We start from the raw sequence: 21,061 nt of genomic DNA on the forward strand, positions 1-21,061 counted from the left end.
TCTGGCACATCGATGCCGTCAGGGGGGCGTCCATCCCATCATTGGAAGACCACGACCTTCACCGCTGGACTGCGGCTGAACGGCCTGACCGCACCGATGCTGCTCGACGGGCCGATGAACGGCGCCGCCTTCCTGGCCTATGCCGAACAGGTGCTCGCACCTGAACTTTCTCCCGGCGACATCGTCGTCATGGACAACCTGCCGGCTCACAAGATCACCGGCGTTCGCGAGGCCATCCAAAGGACCGGCGCACGGCTTCTGTTGCTGCCGCCCTATTCGCCCGATTTCAATCCGATCGAGATGGCGTTCTCGAAGCTCAAGGCCCTACTCAGAAAAGCAGCTGCCCGCTCCATCGATCAACTCTGGTCCGTCATCGCCGACTGCCTCGACGCCTTCAAACCGGCCGAATGCCGAAACTACTTCGAGGCAGCCGGATATGACCCGGTGTAAGTCGAATCTGCTCTAGTTGGAGCCGCGTCGAGCGCATCATCGCGCGGGTCGAGGTCGGCGCCCAAGGTGCCGATACCCGCTTCGTCGTCACCAACCTTGCCGGTGGGAAGGCCAAGGCGCTCTACGAGGATGTCTACTGCCGGCGCGGCGCGGCCGAGAACCACATCAAGTCGTGGAAGACGCATCTTGCCGCCGACCGCACATCCTGCACCAGAGCGACGGCCAACCAGTTCCGGCTATTCCTGCATGCCGGTGCTTACTGGTTGATGTGGGGCTTGCGGGCCGCGATGCCGAGGCGCTCGAGCTTTGCCGTCGCCCAATTCGACACGCTGCGATTGCGCCTCATCAAAATCGCTGCGCGGGTGGTCGAGATGAAATCGCAAATCCGCCTGCACCTGCCGACATCGTGCCCCGACCAGCGCATCCTGCGCATCGTCCTCGATCGCATCCCCCAACTCGCGACATAACGATGGGGCGCAGACGCCCGAAACGAACCCGTCGACCGCAACCTGCAAACCCCCGCCTGCCATCACGACGGAGCAATTCCGGCGCCTGACGAGGCGCGTGGAAAAGCACCGCAACGGCGACCACAGCGTCGCTTCAGGCCGTCAAAAGCTTATCGCCGTGCATTAAGGCCCCACTTAAACACCGCCTGTAAGAATATGTTATTATATCAGCACGTTAGGCGCGCGCCGGCGCGTGTTACCACTACATTTTGGGGATGATCTCAGGCGAGTTGTTCGTCGAGGTTGTGTGGCAGAGCGATGCCAGATGCCTTGAAGACGTTGCCCACTTGGCCCGTAACGTGGGTTCTGGTGGTGACGATGCGACCATCCTTTTCGATGGTGGCTTCCTGGAGGCGGTCGAGATCGCGTAGAAGCGGCTGCCATTCGGGCGTCAGGCCTTTGGCCCGGCAGAGGCGGTACAGTTCCTTGCTGAGTACGAGCCCCAGGAACGAGCAAAACACATGCCCGCGGATGGCGGCATCGGATTGGTGGAAGATCGGCCGGGTATTGAAGGTTGCCTTGGCGGCGCGGAACAGGCTCTCGACCTCGAGCAAATCGCGATACCGCAGCACGGCCTGGAGCGGGGTCACCTTCGCGTTGGTCCGCACCACGGTGATGCCGTCGTACCGGGCTTCCTCGGCAAGCTTGCCGACATCGATCTTGAAGTTCTTGCCGCTGGCCTTGAGGTAACGCCGGTAGGCCGAGTTGCCGACCAGTGCCTTGTCGCCCTTCTTGAGCTGTGCCTCGAGGCCGGCGATGATCGCCTGGCGGTCGGCCTTGTCCTTCTCGGCCTCGGCGTCATTGCGGCTGACAATGTAGCGGTCTTTACCGACCTTGACCTCTTTGACCCACAACTGAGTTTCACCGCGCTGGCGCTCGAGAACGAGCGGAACCATCGGTGCCGCGTCATTGAGCACGACGTTGTGGATCACGCTGCTCGAGCGTTCGCGGGCCCCCAGAATGTATTCCATGCCCAGCTTTTCGAGCGCGGCGATGGTATCGGCGCTGATCATGCCGCGATCGGCGACAACGCAGGCGCGTGTGACGCCGAAGCGCGTTCGCAGCCGATCGACCACCGGCAACAGGACGGTCACGTCAGCGGTGTTGCCGGGCACCATCTCGGTGCAGATCGGCCGGCCCTCGGCATCAACGACCAGCGCCAGGATCATTTGCGCCAGATCGGGGCGGAAGTCCTTGGAATGCCCGCGCTTGCCCAGCGTCTCGCCGCCCGCGCCATGGAAGGACAACGAGGTTGTGTCCATGAATACAAGGCTGAGGTCGGTGAACAGGTCCTGCCGGCGCGCGAAGAGCTTTTCCTCGATCACGTCTTTCACGCAGCGCGCCACCAGCGCGCCTTGCGCCTTTTCGCCGAGTTCCTCGCCCAGCCACGCCATGGCCCGGTAAAAGTGATGGAGCGCCAGACCCTCGGCGCCCTCGATACCATAATCGGCCATCCAGTTCGCGCAGTCGCGGTCCGAGCCCGAGACGAACAGCCGATGCAACGTGCCAATGAACACCGCCCGTTCCACCGCAAAGCCGAACTGGCGCCCTTCCAGCACCTCTTCCAGCACATCGCCGATCCCGAGCCGCTCCCACAGCCGCCCGAACAACAGCGGACCGCCGATGCGGCGAGAGGCAATTCGCCCCGCGTCAATGTCGGACAGGATGAGGCTGCGCTCGCCATGGCGCGCAATCGAGGCCGCCAATCTGTCAAGTTCGCCGCTGGCAACCAGCGCATCCTTGCGGCCCAGCGCCTTTATCGTGCGCTGGCGAACGGTTTTGCCGTCGCGGACACTTTCCACGAGGTAAAGATAGCGGTGGCCGCGCGCGACTCTCTCAACGACAAACATGCCAGCGTTGTTAGCGAATAAATGCCATAAAATCCATACAACATGCGGCTAGCAGATCAAATGTTGTTACCACACATTTTCGCGCCGAAAACTCGAGGCGAGTGAAGTCAATAGCTTAACGGACAGCGTTCGCCATCCGTTCACCTCCAACTGTTCAAGTCGGGTAAGGCGGCTAGCCCGTCCATGGACCTGAAGAAAGAAGACACGCTGGAGGCCAAAATCCGTCAGGAGGCTGGTCTCTTCGTGTCAATGCCGATCAGCACCGTCCTCTCAAGCCTTATTTTGACGGTGCAGGCCCTTTCTGGCGACGGCTCTGGCGCCGTGATCTGGTTCCTGGTCATCAATGCGATAAATGTCGGCCGCCTTGCACTCGCCCGTTATCAGCTAAAGCAAACGGGACGCCAGGACGATCTAACAGGGATTTCGCCGCGGCTTCGCTGGTTTGGCATCCTTGCTCTTCTGGCAGGGTTTGCCTGGTCGTTCCTTGCCGTCCTTACGGTTGGATACACGACACCTCACGCACCGCTGCATCTGATTATTCTGGCAGGCATCTCAGCTGGTGCTGTTACATACGGCAGTTCATATGCTGCGGCAGCGACCAACTTCATCACACCCCCGCTCCTCATCACAGCGGGGTGCTTGCTGGCGAAAGGCAACTTTGAAGGGTACGTTCTTTCTTTCGCCGTTCTGCTCTTCCTGGGCGGCCTGGTTCGAGCCGCGTTTGTTGGACAAGCGCGCTTCCGCGAAGCGAGCCGCCTGAGGCATGAGGCCGAGCGGCTTGCGGCCGAAATGGAGGCCAATTCCAGGCAGGACCACCTGACGGCCCTTCTCAACAGGCGTGGCCTCGAACACGCTATCGGTCGGTTCGAGACTGCAGACGGCCCCTTCGTTGCAATGTTGATTGATCTAGACGGGTTCAAATCCGTCAACGATACGTACGGTCACAGGACCGGTGATGATCTGCTTGTCAGGATCGCCCGCCGGATAGAGCAGGAAGCGCCGGAAGGCTCAACGCTCGCCCGAATCGGCGGCGATGAATTCGTGCTGTTTTTTCCCTCACTTGGGGATTCGCTTTCTGCCAGTGATCTCGCCTCCAATATCATAGCCAAAATTGCCCGCCCCTATCCTGAGGTCGCCTCCGTCCGGGTCGGGGCATCGATAGGAATATACTTGGCGGAGAGCCCGGGACTGACAGAAATGCTGTTGCGGGCGGATATCGCCCTTTACACAGCCAAGCGTCGTGGCAGGAACGAGTTTTGCCTGTTCGATGCCGACCTCGACAGGGAACTGCAACGCCGCCAGTCCATCGAACGCGACCTTCATTCAGCGATAAAGACGAGAAGCTTGGCACCCTGGTTCCAGCCCATCGTGAAACTCGACACCGAGGCCGTGGTCGGTTTTGAAGCCTTGCTAAGGTGGTCCCATCCGATTCATGGTTCTATCTCTCCACCCGAAATCGTCACAGCCGCACGCCAAACCGGAATGCTTCAGCTGCTGACCCAAACGGTCTTCGCTGACTGTTGTGCACTTATCGACGGCATGGTGAAAGCTGACTGTCGTGATCTTCGTGTGGCGATGAATGTATCACCGCGCGAACTGGAAGCCGGCGATATCGACGACATGGTTCTGGATGGTCTGGCGGCAAAAGATCTCCCTGCAACGATGTTCGAAATCGAGATTACTGAAGAATCCCCGGTGGACCCGGACAGAGTGGATGAAAAGCTCGGACGGCTTTCACATGCCGGCATTTCCATCGCGCTCGATGACTTCGGCACGGCTTTTCCACCTTGGCATCGCTCAAGGACAGCCGGATACGCAAGGTGAAAATAGACCAAGGCTTCATTCGCGGCTTGGCCAAGTCCCGAGAGGACGGGCTGCTTGTCAAAACGGTCATCGATCTTGGCAGGACGCTCGGGATCGACGTCATGGCCGAGGGCGTCGAAACAGAGGCAGATCGGCAAACTCTGCTCAAGCTTGGCTGCAGAACTGCTCAGGGCTTCCTGTTCTCCAAGGCGGTGCCTCTGAACCAGGCGATCGATTTGGCAGTAAAAGAGCACGCAAAGGAGTTGCGACCGGCACGCGTCGCGCAACACCAGGATCTGCCGGGTGAGGCTTTGATCTCAGCAAGGCTCATTCGCGAGAGCTCGATCAGCGTGTCGCCAAGCCGAGTTGCACTGGGCCAAGCAGCGCCCGGCCGGCGACGGAAAGGTGAACTGCACCTGGCGTTCGTCGCGGAGCCGAGCTGGCGGATGACCAGGCCAGCCTGTTCCATCCGACCAGAGGTATCACCGCGCTCGATTCCAGCGCCAGCATGCACGCGATGATGCCGACCGACATGCCGTCCGCCGCCCCGAGCGCATTGAGTACGAGATATCGGGGAGAAGTGATCCCGTCTCGTCGAGCATGGGCTTGTAGTTGTGGCTGATCGCCATGCTCGCAGATCAGGCGTGATAGCGTGGTGGCGGAACGCCGAACGAAGAGACCGCGCCGTAGGCCATGCCGAGCCCGCCGTCCACCGCTTGGGCAAGAAAGCCGCCTATGGCGAACAGAATGAATTCAGTCATTGGTGTCCGCCATGAAAGTGCCGCCGTATGATGCCCGTGATCGGGCCTGCCCCTCCGCATTCTAGAGCATTTTCCGTGAACGCCGAGTCAGATTTGGGATTCACGCGGTGGCGGAAGTCTGTTTCATTTTCCCTGTGATTCGCAGGGAGATGACGATGACACGCAGCTTGAGTGCGGACCTTCGCGGTCGGGTGATTTTGGCGATATCGGAGGGTGTTTCGACGCGAGAGGCAGCACGCCGGTTCCGGATCGGGATTGCTACGGCGGGGAACTGGTATCGCCGCTATCGCGAGACAGGCGAGATGGCGGCCCGCAAGCAGGGCCAACCGTCGTGCTCGAAGCTTGATCCTCACGAAGCCTTCATCCTCGGCCTGATCGAGGAGACGCCCGACATCACTCTGGCGGAGATTGCCGAGAGGCTGGCGGCCGGGCATGGCGTGCGCGTGGTTCCTTCGACGATCTGGATGTTTCTCGACAGGCGCTGCGTCACGTTTAAAAAAAGACGGCGCATGCCAGCGAACAACAGCGCCCCGACGTCAAGGCGCGCCGTCGCGCCTGGTTCGACGGCCAGCTCGATCTCGACCCCGAGAAGCTGATCTTCATTGATGAGACTGCCGCCTCCACCAAGATGGCGCGGCTGCGCGGGCGGGCCAAACGTGGCGAACGCTGCCGTGCGCCGGTTCCTCATGGTCATTGGAAGACCACGACCTTCACCGCTGGACTGCGGCTGAACGGCCTGACCGCACCGATGCTGCTCGACGGGCCGATGAACGGCGCCGCCTTCCTGGCCTATGCCGAACAGGTGCTCGCACCTGAACTTTCTCCGGCGACATCGTCGTCATGGACAACCTGCCGGCTCACAAGATCACCGGCGTTCGCGAGGCCATCCAAAGGACCGGCGCACGGCTTCTGTTGCTGCCGCCCTATTCGCCCGACTTCAATCCGATCGAGATGGCGTTCTCGAAGCTCAAGGCCCTACTCAGAAAAGCAGCTGCCCGCTCCATCGATCAACTCTGGTCCGTCATCGCCAACTGCCTCGACGCCTTCAAACCGGCCGAATGCCGAAACTACTTCGAGGCAGCCGGATATGACCCGGTGTAAGTCGAATCTGCTCTAGAGGACGCCGGCCCCCTGTGGGCAAAAAGGTTCGCCGAAAGAAAAAGGGCGGCACTGCTGCCGCCCTTTCCGTGAATGCGAGGCAATGGCTGGATTAGAAATCCATACCGCCCATGCCGCCCATGCCACCGCCGGGCATACCACCCGGCATGCCGCCGCCAGCCAACTCCTTCTTCGGAGCTTCGGCAATCATGGCTTCGGTGGTGACGAGCAGGCCGGCGACCGAGGCCGCGTCCTGGAGAGCGGTGCGCACAACCTTCATTGGGTCGACGATGCCCATGGCGATCATGTCGCCATATTCGCCGGTCTGGGCGTTGTAGCCGAAGGTTGCATCCTTGTTGTCGAGGATCTTGCCGGCGACGATCGAAGCTTCGGCACCGGCGTTGGCAGCGATCTGGCGGGCCGGAGCCTGCAGGGCGCGACGGACGATGGCGATGCCGGCCGTCTGATCGGCATTGGCGCCGGTGACGGTGATGGCCAGCGAAGCGCGCAGCAGGGCGACGCCGCCGCCAGCAACGATGCCTTCTTCTACGGCCGCGCGGGTCGCGTTGAGGGCGTCATCGACGCGGTCCTTCTTTTCCTTGACTTCGACTTCCGTCGCACCGCCGACGCGGATCACCGCAACGCCGCCAGCGAGCTTCGCCAGACGTTCCTGCAGCTTCTCCTTGTCGTAGTCCGAAGTGGTCTCTTCGATCTGCTGCTTGATCTGGGCAACGCGGCCCTGGATCTCGGCCTTCTTGCCGGCGCCGTCGACGATGGTGGTGTTCTCCTTGGAGATCGACACCTTCTTGGCGCGGCCGAGCATGTTGAGGCCGACATTCTCGAGCTTGATGCCGAGGTCTTCCGAGATGACCTGGCCACCGGTGAGGATGGCGATGTCTTCCAGCATGGCCTTGCGGCGATCACCGAAGCCCGGCGCCTTGACGGCGGCGATCTTCAGGCCGCCACGCAGCTTGTTGACGACCAAAGTCGCCAGCGCTTCGCCTTCGACGTCTTCCGAGATGATGAGCAGCGGTTTCGAGGTCTGCACGACGGCTTCGAGAACCGGCAGCATGGCCTGGAGGTTGGAGAGCTTCTTCTCGTGCAGGAGGATGTAGACGTCCTCGAGCTCGGCAACCATCTTGTCGGCGTTGGTGACGAAGTAGGGCGACTGGTACCCGCGGTCGAACTGCATGCCTTCGACGACTTCGAGTTCGGTCTCGGCGGTCTTGGCTTCTTCAACCGTGATGACGCCTTCGTTGCCGACCTTCTGCATCGCTTCCGCGATCATCTTGCCGACCGAAGCATCGCCATTGCCGGCGATCGTGCCGACCTGGGCGACTTCTTCCGAGGTCTTGATCTTCTTGGCGTTCTTGACGAGGTGAGCGACGACTTCGGTCACGGCCAGATCGATGCCGCGCTTCAGGTCCATCGGGTTCATGCCGGCGGCAACCGCCTTGTGGCCTTCGTGGACGATCGACTGCGCCAGAACGGTCGCGGTCGTGGTGCCGTCGCCGGCGATGTCGTTGGTCTTGGACGCGACTTCGCGGATCATCTGCGCGCCCATGTTCTCGAACTTGTCGGAAAGTTCAATTTCCTTGGCGACGGTGACGCCGTCCTTGGTGATGCGCGGGGCGCCGAACGACTTGTCGATAACGACGTTACGGCCCTTGGGACCGAGCGTGACCTTCACCGCGTCGGCCAGGATGTTGATGCCGTGAAGCATGCGCTCGCGGGCATCACGGGAGAATTTTACGTCTTTGGCCATTTTTTACTCCTGGGCATTTCGCCCGAATTCAGATTGGATGGTGCGGATGAAAGGCGGCGGCGTGTCAGCTGATTATGCCCATGATGTCGGATTCCTTCATGATCAGAAGGTCTTCGCCATCGAGCTTGACTTCGGTGCCCGACCACTTGCCGAACAGGATGCGGTCGCCCGCCTTGACGTCCAGCGGGACGAGCTTGCCGGCTTCGTCGCGGGCGCCGGAGCCAACGGCGATGATCTCGCCTTCCTGCGGCTTTTCCTTCGCCGTATCCGGGATGATGATCCCGCCGGCGGTCTTCGCTTCGGATTCGACCCGGCGAACGACCACGCGGTCATGCAGCGGCCGGAAATTCGACTTTGCCATTTTTTGGATGTCCCTGGTTCGGATGTTGAACGGTTCTCCGTTGCCGGAGCGCGGTTGTTAGCACTCACCAGTGACGAGTGCTAGCGGACAGTGAAATAGGCCGTCGGCTGGCACTAGTCAAGACGGAAGAGGGGACGGGCGAAGAGCAAAAAGACCTTGGAATCGGCGCGGAAGCGCGGCCCCCTTTACGTGAGGAGAACGCTCATTCTGCATTTGTTGCCAATCGCTCGTCCCCACCGGCTCAAACAATCTCGGCCCGCGGCGCCTGCCTGGTGTGGCCGGCGGGGAAGGGCCAGAACGGCAGTTCGCCCAGTGTGCTTTTTCGGGGAAGAGCGCCGCGCGGATACGGCACCGGCAAGTTCCTCGGATGGCTCGTCGATCAGAACATCGCGCCGCACATTCCGGTGTGGGACAAGAGCCAGCGTGAAACCTTACAGCCGCGCGGACTTCATCTTCGATGCGGTCCAGAACAAGTTCATCCCGCCCGCAAGGCAGTATCGTCGCAACTTCGCGGTCCCGCGCACAGGCAATGTCAGCGGTGGAAACCCGGAAATACCGGCCAGCAAACGAGACTGCCAGAGTTGTGAACTCAAGCGCCGCTGCTATCCAAAGACGCCGGTGCGCGATGTGCTGCGCTGCGTCGACGAAGAGGCACGCGAGACGCCCGTCAAAGCGGATACGCCCGAGTTCGTACGGTCGCGCAACGAACGCAAAAAAAAGTCGAGATGCTCTTCGTACACCTGAAGACCGCGCTCCGCTTCGAACGCAGGAGATTACGCGGCCTGAGCGGAGCTTGTGACGAGTTCCTTATGGCCGCCATCACGCCTGCGACGCCTGGTGCGGCTGACCACGCCAACGGTGCCAGCACCAACGACCGCCGTTGCGCCTCCAGACAAGCCGTTGCGCCTCCAGACAAGGAGACAGGGATCGCAATCGAGTTTTTTCACGGCATCGGTCAATTTCTCAGTTCGGCGAACATGACGTTGCGCCAAGATGGACATTCTGCAGAATTGCACCTGCCGGCGCTTTCGTGGACGCGCGCTTTGGGACTCCCATTTCTATTGCCCGTCTCGGCTCATGCCGGGGCGGGCTTCTTTGCGTTCTGGGAGGATTTGCTCACCATGGTTCAGAGTGGCGGCCATGGAGATCGCCTCAGAAGCGGCGCCCAATCGGAAACATTAGCACCTCCGCGTTTTGGCGTGGCTGCTTGAACTCTTCGACGGCAACCGCCTCAATTAACAGGTCCAAGGCTTCGCGCCCCCTTCGGCTCATCGGGTCATCGCCACGAAGGTAGTGATACGCTCGATCTAAATGAACTCGGGCGGCGGAAAAATCGCTTGTCATATGTCCCTCTCAGTAGCCGCCCGCATTAGCCGTCTACGAGGTGAGGGTCGCGCAATCGTCAATATCCACAGACGGATTTGATTTAAATCGGGGATAATCGGGGGGAGTAGCCGGACACCGGCTGACGCTGTCACGTTGTCTGCGTATGAACGCGCTGAAGCGGTGTGCGCTGCTGTTAGCAGAGCGCAGTCACGGCCTTCCACTCCGCCATTGCGTTCAGACGGTGAAGATGGATCTGAAACGCGGAATGTCTTGAGCGAGGTGGAACGAAGAGGTAGCGCAGGCGGAGAAGATCGAGACGAAGCGCTGAAGGGTTTCCGGTGATCGGAAGCCCTGCATCGTTCGCTCCCGTTTTCGCAACGGCACATGGGAATTCTCAGCGGGGTTGTTCAATCCTTTGTGCGACCAGTGCTCGACTTCCGGCATCACCTGCCGCCTTGCGGCCCATGGTGATCATGCGCTTCGGCGCGCGGCCCTGCTTCTTCTTCAACAAGCGCGTCAACAATCGCTTGGCCGCCTTGGTGTTGCGCGGCGGTTCTGGACAATCTCGTCGAGGACATAGCCGTTCTGATCGACAGCGCGCTATAGCCAGTGCTTCTTGCCGGCGATGGAGATTACGACTTCGTCCAGGTGCCAGACGTCATGGCGAGAGGATCTCTTACGGCGAAGCCGGCGGGCATAGTCTGGGCCGAACTACCTGCCCCAACGACGGATCGTCTCGTAGGAGACCACGATGCCGCGCTCCAGCACCATTTCCTTAGCCCGGCGCCGAGCCTGGAGGCGGCCGAAGACGAGGCTCAGCCTCCGCAGCTCCAACGCAACGGCAGAAAGACGGCACCACGGCCTGAACCTGCACCGGAGAAGGAATACGCTCGCGGCAGCGTTAAGTCTCCGGCCGAGCCTGCTTTCCGTCCGGCGCCACCGATCGTCGCGAAAAAGATCCCTGTTAAGCAATCCCGAAAGGTTTTGGCGCTCGGCGATGAGCCCAACGCCCCGCAAGACGAGACCTGCAATATTCGTGACCTGCTGGCCGCTACCGAGCGTACCCAACGAGACGACTTCGATGTAATGGCGGCATCAGCTCGCACCGCGTCCATATCGCCGAAGCTCGAAGAAGCTTATCGGCGCTCGCCACCTTGCAGGAGCAGTTTGGGGATGACTAAATTTCCTTATCGTCGGCGAGGCCCGCCGGTGTCAACGGCCGTCGCCACTGCGCAGCTCACCCACATTGGTGCCAACACTGCCATGGGCTTCTTGACCGAAGCGAGCGCTGTGACATGCATGGCAGACGATTTACTGCTGCGTTCATATCGCGGCTATCGCCTTGGCGATCGCGGCAAAAGGCAGGACCAGGGATAGCGGCGCGTATCGCGAGCGGCGGCCAACGCCCCACCTTTTGACCGCTGTGGATTAGAGCATGATTGGCCGTGTGCAGGCATTTACGACCCTGCTCACAAGCGGATTCGGGCTTGCGATATATCTCCTGCCGACAATCGCGCCGGGAGCCTCAGAGGCAAGCCTCTACATGGCATGTGGTGTGGCTATTGTGGTCTGCGTCGGCGGGTTAGCTTTTTGGGCCAAAAGCCAAAAGCTGTCGCGACAAAATCACCGGCCCTGATTTTTCAGGGGAATTTCTGTCACAAAAGTCGGTCGCAAATTCAAACTTCCGCGACTGATTTTTGCGACAATTTCGACTTTCCTAAGCGCTTGGGTTTTGGTATAGATCACCCATGCCAACCGTTTTACGCCTCGATGGCTTGCGCGTGGTCATCTACCCGAACGATCATCGACCCGCGCACGTCCACATCAAGGGAGCGGCCGGCGAAGCGGTGTTCATCCTGCATTGCCCCGATGGACCGCCGGCGCTGCGGGAGAGCTTCGGATTCAACCAGGCCGCGCTAAGCCGGATCGCGGATGACCTGGCCGGCGCACTGGCAACCTTATGTGCGGAATGGAGAACAATTCATGGCCGTTACTGAGCAAGAGTTTCACCAAGCCGAAAAGCGGATGGCCGCGCTGCGGGAGAACGGCTTTGCCGTGTCCGCGCGCTACGATCGCCGCTCGGCCCGCATCGTCGTCAACCTGAATACCGGCGTGCAGATCGCTTTCCCGCCGCGCCTAGCAGAAGGTTTGGCTGATGCCTCGCCGGCCGACCTTGCCGAGGTCGAGATCAGCCCGGCCGGCCTTGGCCTGCACTGGCCGAAGCTCGATGCTGATGTGTATGTGCCGGCGCTGCTGCAAGGTGGGTTTGGCTCAAAGCGCTGGATGGCCGCGCAGCTCGGTACGGCCGGCGGCCAAGCCCGTTCGCGCGCCAAGGCGGCGGCGGCTCGGGAGAACGGCCGCAAGGGAGGCCGGCCGCGCAAGGTTGCCGGTGGTGGCCTATAGGCCGGCCGCTGAAATCAACTCTGGCAATCTGCTGAAGCCAACTGGGCGGTCTGACCAGGGCCGTGTCACTGAATTGTCCGCGGGATACATCACCCGCAGTGCGCGCCCAGTCCGATCTTGGCGCATAAATATAGGTTGAGCGCGACGGCTGGTCGCCAAGGCACAGCCATCCCCGCTTACGGCGTGACCTTTCGATATGCGGCACGATCGTCAAATTATCCTCTGGCCCTTGGTTGCCTGCACTTCGGCTTTGTCAGCATCGATTTCTCGAAGCACCTTTTCCGGCACCGTAACGTTAACCGGGCATCGATCAAAATGTGGGATCTGGCGGCATGACCAGATTTTCCCGTGATCCTCTTTATCGTCGCCACCGATTTCCGGCGCAGGTGATTGCCCATGCCGTTTGGCTCTATTTCCGGTTTCCGCTCAGCCTGCGGATGGTCGAGGATATGCTGGCAGCTCGTGGCGTCATCGTCTCTCACCAGACCGTGCGACTTTGGGCTGAGAAATTTGGCAGACACTTTGCCAATGATATCCGGAAGCGATCGGCCGGCAAGCTCGGCGACAAATGGCATCTCGATGAGGTTGTCATCACCATCGGTGGAAAGAAACACTGGCTTTGGCGCGCCGTTGATCAGGACGGGTTTGTTCTCGACGTGTTGGTGCAAAGCCGTCGCAATGCCAAGGCGGCAAAGCGCTTGATGCGAAAGCTTCTGAAAGGGCAAGGCCGTTCGCCGCGTGTGATGATCACCGACAAGCTTCGATCCTACGGTGCGGCGAAGCGGGAGATCATGCCAGGCGTCGAGCATCGCTCGCACAAGGGCCTGAACAATCGGGCGGAGAACTCTCATCAACCCGTCCGACGGCGGGAGAGGATCATGAAGCGCTTCAAGTCAGCGCGACATCTTCAGCGTTTCGTTTCCGTCCACGACCCGATCGCCAACCTCTTTAACGTTCCGCCACGATATTCCATCCACCCACCATCGAGAACTGCGAGCAACTGCCATGCAAGCATGGCGCCAAATCGCGCGCCTTCACGCCGAATGAACCAAAGCCTCACTCCCAGATCTTGGTTTCACAGCGTTAAGTTTACGGTGCCGGGCGGAGAACTCTCACCTGCCGTTTCGAAAGCGGGAGCGAATTCGGCAAGGCTTCCGCAGCATTGGCTCCCTTCAGCATTTCGTCTCGGTCTTCTCCGCCATACGCGATCTCTTTGTCCCCTCCCGCTCAAACAGGTCCGCCACGCAGATCCGAACTCACCGCCTCAATGCCATGGCAGAATGGAAGGCCGCGGCGTTGCAGATTGCCTGAAAACAGCTGTGGGCTTCCGCGCGTCCACGCTTCAAACAATGTGACAGCGCCGCCGGCGGCAATCTTGTTGACCGTTGACTGAAGTGAGTTTAAACCGTGGCGGAATAAACTCGACATTCCGGAGAAAAACCGTCGCGATGCCCGTTATGCCACAACCTGTGAATCCTAAGGAGATAACGTCGGAGCGCATTCCGCGTCATGGCAAAGAACTCTGGGAGAGCGTACGAGCGCGCGGCGCAGGTATCAATTATCCTTTTCCAGACCATATGACCTTGCGCTCTTTCTCGTTCGGAGAGGTCGCTAAGATTCTCAGTGTGTCGGACAGCTATCTGCGCCAGCTGTCAATTGATGGTCTGGGGCCAACACCGGAGCTAGGGACCGCAGGGCGACGCTCCTATACGCTTCGACAGATCAACGAACTTCGTGCTTATCTCGCTTCGGCCCGTCCGAAAGAGGCTTTGAAGTTTTGCCCGCGGAGGCGCGAGGGTGAGAAACTACAGATCATCTCAGTAGCCGCCGGCCCCGCAAGAACCACTACAGCGTTCTATCTGGTTCAGGGCCTTGCACTTCAAGGGTTCCGCGTTCTCGTTGTAGATCTCGATCCGAAGGGCTCATTGTCGGAAATGTTCGGTTACTTCTCGAGTATCATTCCCGTCCACAATGCGAGCATGTATGCCGCGATGCGCTATAGAGGAGAAATTACACGCCCACGCCAGGAGTGGGGCTGCAGACCAAGCTTCTTTGAATAGCAGAAACCATGCTCCGAGGAGAAGACATGTATAAGCAGCACGAAGATACACCGGGATGGACTCGGTTCAAGGGCAATCGAGTCTATAAAGCATTGAAGAATCTTATTGTCGATTTTAAGGTGCCCCCTTATACGCGACTCGATATGCGTGAAATCAGCGATGTCCTGAAAACGAGCGCGACCCCGATACGCGAGGCATTGATTAAGCTCGAAACCGAAAAGTACATCGTGGGCTCTACACGCAACGGCTACTACACCAAGAAACTGGATACAAAGCAACTCTCAGATAAATATGCCTTTATCAACATGATCCTCCAGCATGCTCTCAGAGAAAACCTAGATGAGCATTCTAAGCCGTGGCCGGTGCTTCCAACGAATCCCAGATGGAACGACTATTACTTGATCAGGGAGTTTCTTGAGGTACTTTACGATAGGATCGCAGAGTCTTCGAACAACGAAAGAATGCTGGACCTCGTTCGTGAGTTCAACATCCGGACGAGATACGTTCGTTTTTTGGACTTGCAACGGCCGGAGCGTCTATCATGTATCAGAGGTGATATGAGCGAGCTTCTGGAGCTTCTTGATAAGCGAGACAAGAATGGGGCGATCGCAAATGTTGATCGGCAATTCAGTGCGATAATTAACACCGTTCCCGAGCTTGTGCTGGAGGGCAATCATCGTGCCGGGAATACGAAAGAGAGCTGGTTGGAGACATTGTTGTTGATGTGGACTGAGAGCTGACCCGGCGTTCCACCGAGATGTGGCTCTGGCTCACTTTTGCTGCTGTTGCGGCCGACGCTTTTGCTGATTCCCCGGCGGACTAGCTTATGCAACATCGACTTCCCCGCGCGAGCCTCGCGCCTGACGGATTGGCGCGGTAGTTGATGTGAAGGTTGTAGCGAACACCGTTCAAATCCAGCTTCGATCGCGGGATCGTCGTTTCCTACGAGACCATCCGCCGATGGTGCCGAAAGCACGGCCCTGATTATGCGCGCCGCATACGCCGCAAGTCGCCGACGAAAGATGATGTCTGGCACCTGGATGAAGTCGCGGTGCGCATCAACGGTCAGAAGGGCACCGTAACGTTAACCGGGCATCGATCAAAATGTGGGATCTGGCGGCATGACCAGATTTTCCCGTGATCCTCTTTATCGTCGCCACCGATTTCCGGCGCAGGTGATTGCCCATGCCGTTTGGCCCCACTTAAACACCGCCTGTAAGAATATGTTATTATATCAGCACGTTAGGCGCGCGCCGGCGCGTGTTACCACTACATTTTGGGGATGATCTCAGGCGAGTTGTTCGTCGAGGTTGTGTGGCAGAGCGATGCCAGATGCCTTGAAGACGTTGCCCACTTGGCCCGTAACGTGCGTTCTGGTGGTGACGATGCGACCATCCTTTTCGATGGTGGCTTCCTGGAGGCGGTCGAGATCGCGTAGAAGCGGCTGCCATTCGGGCGTCAGGCCTTTGGCCCGGCAGAGGCGGTACAGTTCCTTGCTGAGTACGAGCCCCAGGAACGAGCAGAACACATGCCCGCGGATGACGGCATCGGATTGGTGGAAGATCGGCCGGGTATTGAAGGTTGCCTTGGCGGCGCGGAACAGGCTCTCGACCTCGAGCAAATCGCGATACCGCAGCACGGCCTGGAGCGGGGTCACCTTCGCGTTGGTCCGCACCACGGTGATGCCGTCGTACCGGGCTTCCTCGGCAAGCTTGCCGACATCGATCTTGAAGTTCTTGCCGCTGGCCTTGAGGTAACGCCGGTAGGCCGAGTTGCCGACCAGTGCCTTGTCGCCCTTCTTGAGCTGTGCCTCGAGGCCGGCGATGATCGCCTGGCGGTCGGCCTTGTCCTTCTCGGCCTCGGCGTCATTGCGGCTGACAATGTAGCGGTCTTTACCGACCTTGACCTCTTTGACCCACAACTGAGTTTCACCGCGCTGGCGCTCGAGAACGAGCGGAACCATCGGTGCCGCGTCATTGAGCACGACGTTGTGGATCACGCTGCTCGAGCGTTCGCGGGCCCCCAGAATGTATTCCATGCCCAGCTTTTCGAGCGCGGCGATGGTATCGGCGCTGATCATGCCGCGATCGGCGACAACGCAGGCGCGTGTGACGCCGAAGCGCGTTCGCAGCCGATCGACCACCGGCAACAGGACGGTCACGTCAGCGGTGTTGCCGGGCACCATCTCGGTGCAGACCGGCCGGCCCTCGGCATCAACGACCAGCGCCAGGATCATTTGCGCCAGATCGGGGCGGAAGTCCTTGGAATGCCCGCGCTTGCCCAGCGTCTCGCCGCCCGCGCCATGGAAGGACAACGAGGTGGTGTCCATGAACACAAGGCTGAGGTCGGTGAACAGGTCCTGCCGGCGCGCGAAGAGCTTTTCCTCGATCGCGTCTTTCACGCAGCGCGCCTTGCGCCTTTTCGCCGAGTTCCTCGCCCAGCCACGCCATGGCCCGGTAAAAGTGATGGAGCGCCAGACCCTCGGCGCCCTCGATACCATAATCGGCCATCCAGTTCGCGCAGTCGCGGTCCGAGCCCGAGACGAACAGCCGATGCAACGTGCCAATGAACACCGCCCGTTCCACCGCAAAGCCGAACTGGCGCCCTTCCAGCACCTCTTCCAGCACATCGCCGATCCCGAGCCGCTCCCACAGCCGCCCGAACAACAGCGGACCGCCGATGCGGCGAGAGGCAATTCGCCCCGCGTCAATGTCGGACAGGATGAGGCTGCGCTCGCCATGGCGCGCAATCGAGGCCGCCAATCTGTCAAGTTCGCCGCTGGCAACCAGCGCATCCTTGCGGCCCAGCGCCTTTATCGTGCGCTGGCGAACGGTTTTGCCGTCGCGGACACTTTCCACGAGGTAAAGATAGCGGTGGCCGCGAGCGACTCTCTCAACGACAAACATGCCAGCGTTGTTAGCGAATAAATGCCATAAAATCCATACAACATGCGGCTAGCAGATCAAATGTTGTTACCACACATTTTCGCGCCGAAAACTCGAGGCGAGTGAATTCAATAGCTTAACCGACAGCGTTCGCCATCCGTTCACCTCCAACTGTTCAAGTCGGGTTTGGCTCTATTTCCGGTTTCCGCTCGGCCTGCGGATGGTCGAGGATATGCTGGCAGCTCGTGGCGTCATCGTCTCTCACCAGACCGTGCGACTTTGGGCTGAGAAATTTGGCAGACACTTTGCCAATGATATCCGGAAGCGATCGGCCGGCAAGCTCGGCGACAAATGGCATCTCGATGAGGTTGTCATCACCATCGGTGGAAAGAAACACTGGCTTTGGCGCGCCGTTGATCAGGACGGGTTTGTTCTCGACGTGTTGGTGCAAAGCCGTCGCAATGCCAAGGCGGCAAAGCGCTTGATGCGAAAGCTTCTGAAAGGGCAAGGCCGTTCGCCGCGTGTGATGATCACCGACAAGCTTCGATCCTACGGTGCGGCGAAGCGGGAGATCATGCCAGGCGTCGAGCATCGCTCGCACAAGGGCCTGAACAATCGGGCGGAGAACTCTCATCAACCCGTCCGACGGCGGGAGAGGGTCATGAAGCGCTTCAAGTCAGCGCGACATCTTCAGCGTTTCGTTTCCGTCCACGACCCGACCGCCAACCTCTTTAACGTTCCCCGCCACGATATTCCATCCACCCACCATCGAGAACTGCGAGCAACTGCCATGCAAGCATGGCGCCAAATCGCGCGCCTTCACGCCGAATGAACCAAAGCCTCACTCCCAGATCTTGTTTTCACAGCGTTAAGTTTACGGTGCCGCTAAGCCTCCTCGATGGGGGTTTCGCCTTACCTGCAGTCGTCGAGTGCGAAGCCTGCGACACATAAATCGGGGGACGGCCCCAAACCTTGGATATGATGTCCATTACCTCCGCATTGGTAGAATTCAGCGATTCCATCGCTTGCTCGTATGCCGATCGGCCTACCGCTCCCGCTGACATCTCATACAATGATCGGTTTTTGAGCCGCGCTTCCCGGATCGCGTTCGATTCCCAGACGGTCGCAGTCAAGAGATCATCCCCCAGTAAGTCCCGCAGTAGGGCGACAGCCTCCTGCTGTGAGACGTCGCGCGGGTCGTGCCGTGTCACCAAGAATTTGATAAAATCATAATTTACGGGCCGCTCAGCTTTTTCGATCAGGGAGACGGAATGCGAGAAAATGTTGAGGAACATGGCCATTGACGCAATATCAGCCAATTGCGGGCGGACCATCACCAGCACGCCGGTCGCTGCTTCAAACGCACCCACGGTCAAGAAGCTGTATTCAGGTGCACAGTGGATAACGACGACGTCGTAATCCGCCTCGACTTCCTTGATCGCAGACACCATTCTGACGCTGGCATCTGGGTACCTCAAGTTCTCGCTATGGTAGCGCCGCGAACTTTCCTCCTCGAACTCGCCGAGCTCGAAAGAGCCCGGCACGAGATCAAGACCATCAAAATGGGTCGATCGGATTGCAGTACGTATACTGGCCCGGCGGTCATCATAGCGCATCGCGGCATACATGCTCGCATTGTGGACGGGAATGATACTCGAGAAGTAACCGAACATTTCCGACAATGAGCCCCTCGGATCGAGATCTACAGCGAGAACGCGGAATCCTTGAAGTGCAAGGCCCTGAACCAGATAGAACGCTGTAGTGGTTCTTGCGGGGCCGGCGGCTACTGAGATGATCTGTAGTTTCTCACCCTCGCGCCTCCGCGGGCAAAACTTCAAAGCCTCTTTCGGACGGGCCGAAGCGAGATAAGCACGAAGTTCGTTGATCTGTCGAAGCGTATAGGAGCGTCGCCCTGCGGTCCCTAGCTCCGGTGTTGGCCCCAGACCATCAATTGACAGCTGGCGCAGATAGCTGTCCGACACACTGAGAATCTCAGCGACCTCTCCCAACGAGAAAGAGCGCAAGGTCATATGGTCTGGAAAAGGATAATTGATACCTGCGCCGCGCGCGCGTACGCTCTCCCAGAGTTCTTTGCCATGACGCCGAATGCGCTCCGACGTTATCTCCTTAGGATTCACAGGTTGTGGCATAAGGCATCGCGACGGTTTTTCTCCTGAATGTCGAGTTTTTCCGCCACCGTTTAAACTCACTTCAGTCAACGGTCAACAAGATTGCCGCCTTTCGTCAGCTCATCCCGTGCTTGTCGATGCCGTGAACCTCGAAGACATATTTTGCCGGCGTTGTCACGTTGTTTGAAATGTGGCCGCGTGAGGCCGATACCGCGCTTTTCAGGCAGGCCGTGCACTCACGGCTTCCCACGCGGCCATTGCCTGGCGTCGATGGGTTCGAATTTGTGCTGCGGAGCGGTTGGTCTGGGATGGGACGAAGAGATTTCGCACGGCAGAGAAGATCGACACGAAATGCTGCAATGAGCCGACCGACCGGAAACCCTGTCGCGTTCGTTCCCGTTTTCGGAACGGCAGATGAGAATTCTCCGCCCGGTTGTTCAAGCCTTTATGCGAGCGGTGTTCCACGTTCGGCATGACCTGGCGTTGGGCCGCCCCGTAGGAGCGCAGTTTGTCGGTGATCGTACGCTTTGGCGGCAGACCCTGCTTCTTCAGAAGTCGCGTCAGCAGGCGCTTGGCGGCCTTGCTGTTGCGACGCGTCTGGACAATCTCGTCGAGCACATATCCGTCCTGATCAACCGCTCTCCACAACCAGCATTTCTGACCGTTGATGCGCACCGCGACTTCATCCAGGTGTCAGACATCATCTTTCGTCGGTGCCTGCGGCGCATGCGGCGCGCATAATCAGGGCCGTGCTTTCGGCACCATCGGCGGATGGTCTCGTGGGAAACGTGCGGATTTCAGAGGATCGTGGGCACCCATTTCAGAGGATCGTGGGCAGTGATTTCAGAGGATGGTGGGCACCTTTAGAGCAAGGGTGAAGGGATCCCGACCGACAGTCTGACTGGGCTATGGACACACTCGTTTTGACACGAGGAATCCAGATGCCGACCGAGAGATTGTCGATGCGCCGCATACGCGAACTATTGCGACTGAAGTACGAGAGCGGGCTTAGCAGCCGGCTGATTGCCAAGTCGTTGGGGATCAGCAAAGGGGCCGTGGGAATTTACCTTCACCGGGCCAATGCAGCCAAACTAACCTGGCCGTTGCCGAGGCGATGACCGACACCAGCCTGGAACGGTTGCTGTTTCCGGGGCAGGTCTGCGTCAAGACCGACCGCGGCCCCGAGCCTGACTGGGCTCATGTCGATCGGGAACTGCGCCGCCCCGGAGTGACGTGTTCGCTGCTCTGGGTGGAATATCGCACGGACCGTCCCAACGGCTATGGCTATACCTGGTTCTGCACGAGCTACGAGGCCTGGAAGCAGCGCGTGTCGCCAACGATGCGCCAACGCCACGCCGCCGGTGAGAAGGTGTTTGTCGATTACGCCGGCGACACCATCGATATCGTCGACCCGATAACGGGCGAAGCTCAGGCCATGAAGTTGTTCGTGGCGCATTGGGAGCCTCCAGCTATGTTTACTGCGAGGCTCGGCCGAGCGAAGGGCTGGGCGACTGGATCGGCTGCCATGTCGGCATGTTCGCCGCCTTCGGCGGAGTGGCGACCATCACGGTGCCCGATTACGTGCCCGGGCACGTAATCGGGCTTTTGTGTCCCGAGCGGTTATGTGCCCCGCGACCTGCTGACCCAAGCGTTCTCGACGACAC

General features: G+C 59.5%; 10 protein-coding genes and 15 pseudogenes. 16 read left to right on the forward strand and 9 right to left on the reverse strand.

Features of this window, described 5'->3' with window-relative positions; translation table 11 throughout:
* Positions 1-30 precede the first annotated feature (30 nt).
* Positions 31-450 (forward strand): annotated as a pseudogene (locus ACZYHG_RS35865) (IS630 family transposase); the annotation flags it as partial.
* 11 nt (positions 451-461) lie between these two features.
* Positions 462-917: pseudogene (locus ACZYHG_RS35870) on the forward strand (transposase); the annotation flags it as partial.
* Positions 918-1,177: 260 nt separating this feature from the next.
* Here ACZYHG_RS35870 and ACZYHG_RS35875 read toward each other — a convergent pair.
* Positions 1,178-2,806, reverse strand: coding sequence for an IS1634 family transposase (locus tag ACZYHG_RS35875; protein WP_464615056.1), 1,629 nt, complete (start codon positions 2,804-2,806; stop codon positions 1,178-1,180).
* 789 nt (positions 2,807-3,595) lie between these two features.
* On the opposite strand from ACZYHG_RS35875, the pseudogene ACZYHG_RS35880 reads away from it, so the two are divergent.
* Positions 3,596-5,130 (forward strand): annotated as a pseudogene (locus ACZYHG_RS35880) (putative bifunctional diguanylate cyclase/phosphodiesterase).
* A 120-nt stretch (positions 5,131-5,250) separates the two neighbouring features.
* Here ACZYHG_RS35880 and ACZYHG_RS35885 read toward each other — a convergent pair.
* Positions 5,251-5,370, reverse strand: a pseudogene (locus ACZYHG_RS35885) (sulfite exporter TauE/SafE family protein); the annotation flags it as partial.
* A 155-nt stretch (positions 5,371-5,525) separates the two neighbouring features.
* On the opposite strand from ACZYHG_RS35885, the pseudogene ACZYHG_RS35890 reads away from it, so the two are divergent.
* Positions 5,526-6,471, forward strand: a pseudogene (locus tag ACZYHG_RS35890) (IS630 family transposase).
* Between the two features lie 109 nt (positions 6,472-6,580).
* Here the strand turns inward: ACZYHG_RS35890 and groL are convergent.
* Together groL and groES are read right to left on the reverse strand one after the other, a co-directional pair.
* Positions 6,581-8,233, reverse strand: coding sequence for a chaperonin GroEL (gene groL, locus ACZYHG_RS35895; RefSeq protein WP_464615057.1), 1,653 nt, complete (start codon positions 8,231-8,233; stop codon positions 6,581-6,583).
* 64 nt (positions 8,234-8,297) lie between these two features.
* Positions 8,298-8,594 carry a co-chaperone GroES gene (groES, locus tag ACZYHG_RS35900; RefSeq protein WP_258580799.1) on the reverse strand — a complete coding sequence of 99 codons (297 nt, stop codon included), beginning with the start codon at positions 8,592-8,594 and terminating at the stop codon, positions 8,298-8,300.
* 423 nt (positions 8,595-9,017) lie between these two features.
* On the opposite strand from groES, the gene ACZYHG_RS35905 reads away from it, so the two are divergent.
* Both ACZYHG_RS35905 and ACZYHG_RS35910 read left to right on the forward strand, forming a co-directional pair.
* Positions 9,018-9,338 (forward strand): hypothetical protein, encoded by a 321-nt coding sequence (locus tag ACZYHG_RS35905; protein WP_258580800.1) that lies wholly within the window; start codon positions 9,018-9,020, stop codon positions 9,336-9,338.
* Positions 9,339-9,403: 65 nt separating this feature from the next.
* The gene (locus tag ACZYHG_RS35910) at positions 9,404-9,805 is read left to right on the forward strand and encodes a hypothetical protein (protein WP_464615377.1); all 402 of its coding nucleotides are present in this window, start codon (positions 9,404-9,406) and stop codon (positions 9,803-9,805) included.
* On the opposite strand, the gene ACZYHG_RS35915 is transcribed toward ACZYHG_RS35910, so the two are convergent.
* A complete protein-coding gene (locus tag ACZYHG_RS35915) occupies positions 9,747-9,938 on the reverse strand; it encodes a hypothetical protein (RefSeq protein WP_258580801.1) in 192 nt (63 codons plus the stop codon). The two genes, ACZYHG_RS35910 and ACZYHG_RS35915, sit on opposite strands and share 59 nt — an antisense overlap.
* Positions 9,939-10,113: 175 nt before the next feature.
* A pseudogene (locus tag ACZYHG_RS35920) lies at positions 10,114-10,754 on the reverse strand (IS6 family transposase).
* 914 nt (positions 10,755-11,668) lie between these two features.
* Between ACZYHG_RS35920 and ACZYHG_RS35925 the strand changes: the two are divergent.
* The 8 genes and pseudogenes from ACZYHG_RS35925 to ACZYHG_RS35960 all read left to right on the forward strand — a co-directional run.
* Complete coding sequence (locus ACZYHG_RS35925) at positions 11,669-11,917, forward strand: DUF4160 domain-containing protein (protein ID WP_258580802.1); 249 nt, start codon at positions 11,669-11,671, stop codon at positions 11,915-11,917.
* On the forward strand, positions 11,904-12,323 hold the full coding sequence (locus ACZYHG_RS35930; RefSeq protein ID WP_464615058.1) for a DUF2442 domain-containing protein: 420 nt from the start codon (positions 11,904-11,906) through the stop codon (positions 12,321-12,323). The genes ACZYHG_RS35925 and ACZYHG_RS35930 overlap by 14 nt, the downstream gene beginning before the upstream one ends.
* Before the next feature lie 332 nt (positions 12,324-12,655).
* Positions 12,656-13,370: pseudogene (locus tag ACZYHG_RS35935) on the forward strand (IS6 family transposase).
* A gap of 42 nt (positions 13,371-13,412) precedes the next feature.
* Positions 13,413-13,634: pseudogene (locus tag ACZYHG_RS35940) on the forward strand (IS6 family transposase); the annotation flags it as partial.
* Positions 13,635-13,780: 146 nt separating this feature from the next.
* Positions 13,781-14,332: pseudogene (locus ACZYHG_RS35945) on the forward strand (plasmid partitioning protein RepA); the annotation flags it as partial.
* Positions 14,333-14,409: 77 nt separating this feature from the next.
* Positions 14,410-15,123 (forward strand): GntR family transcriptional regulator, encoded by a 714-nt coding sequence (locus tag ACZYHG_RS35950; RefSeq protein ID WP_464615059.1) that lies wholly within the window; start codon positions 14,410-14,412, stop codon positions 15,121-15,123.
* 182 nt (positions 15,124-15,305) lie between these two features.
* A pseudogene (locus tag ACZYHG_RS35955) lies at positions 15,306-15,455 on the forward strand (IS6 family transposase); the annotation flags it as partial.
* A 49-nt stretch (positions 15,456-15,504) separates the two neighbouring features.
* Positions 15,505-15,579, forward strand: a pseudogene (locus ACZYHG_RS35960) (IS6 family transposase); the annotation flags it as partial.
* A gap of 92 nt (positions 15,580-15,671) precedes the next feature.
* On the opposite strand, the pseudogene ACZYHG_RS35965 reads toward ACZYHG_RS35960, so the two are convergent.
* Positions 15,672-17,289, reverse strand: a pseudogene (locus ACZYHG_RS35965) (IS1634 family transposase).
* Between the two features lie 154 nt (positions 17,290-17,443).
* On the opposite strand from ACZYHG_RS35965, the pseudogene ACZYHG_RS35970 reads away from it, so the two are divergent.
* Positions 17,444-18,100: pseudogene (locus ACZYHG_RS35970) on the forward strand (IS6 family transposase); the annotation flags it as partial.
* A gap of 28 nt (positions 18,101-18,128) precedes the next feature.
* On the opposite strand, the gene repA reads toward ACZYHG_RS35970, so the two are convergent.
* Entirely contained in the window at positions 18,129-19,418 is a 1,290-nt protein-coding gene (gene repA, locus ACZYHG_RS35975; protein ID WP_464615060.1) for a plasmid partitioning protein RepA, read from the reverse strand.
* 198 nt (positions 19,419-19,616) lie between these two features.
* Positions 19,617-20,185, reverse strand: a pseudogene (locus ACZYHG_RS35980) (IS6 family transposase); the annotation flags it as partial.
* Between the two features lie 153 nt (positions 20,186-20,338).
* Between ACZYHG_RS35980 and ACZYHG_RS35985 the strand changes: the two are divergent.
* A pseudogene (locus ACZYHG_RS35985) lies at positions 20,339-20,975 on the forward strand (sigma factor-like helix-turn-helix DNA-binding protein); the annotation flags it as partial.
* Between the last annotated feature and the right edge of the window lie 86 nt (positions 20,976-21,061).

It is taken from the genome of Mesorhizobium subarcticum, from assembly GCF_055456085.1.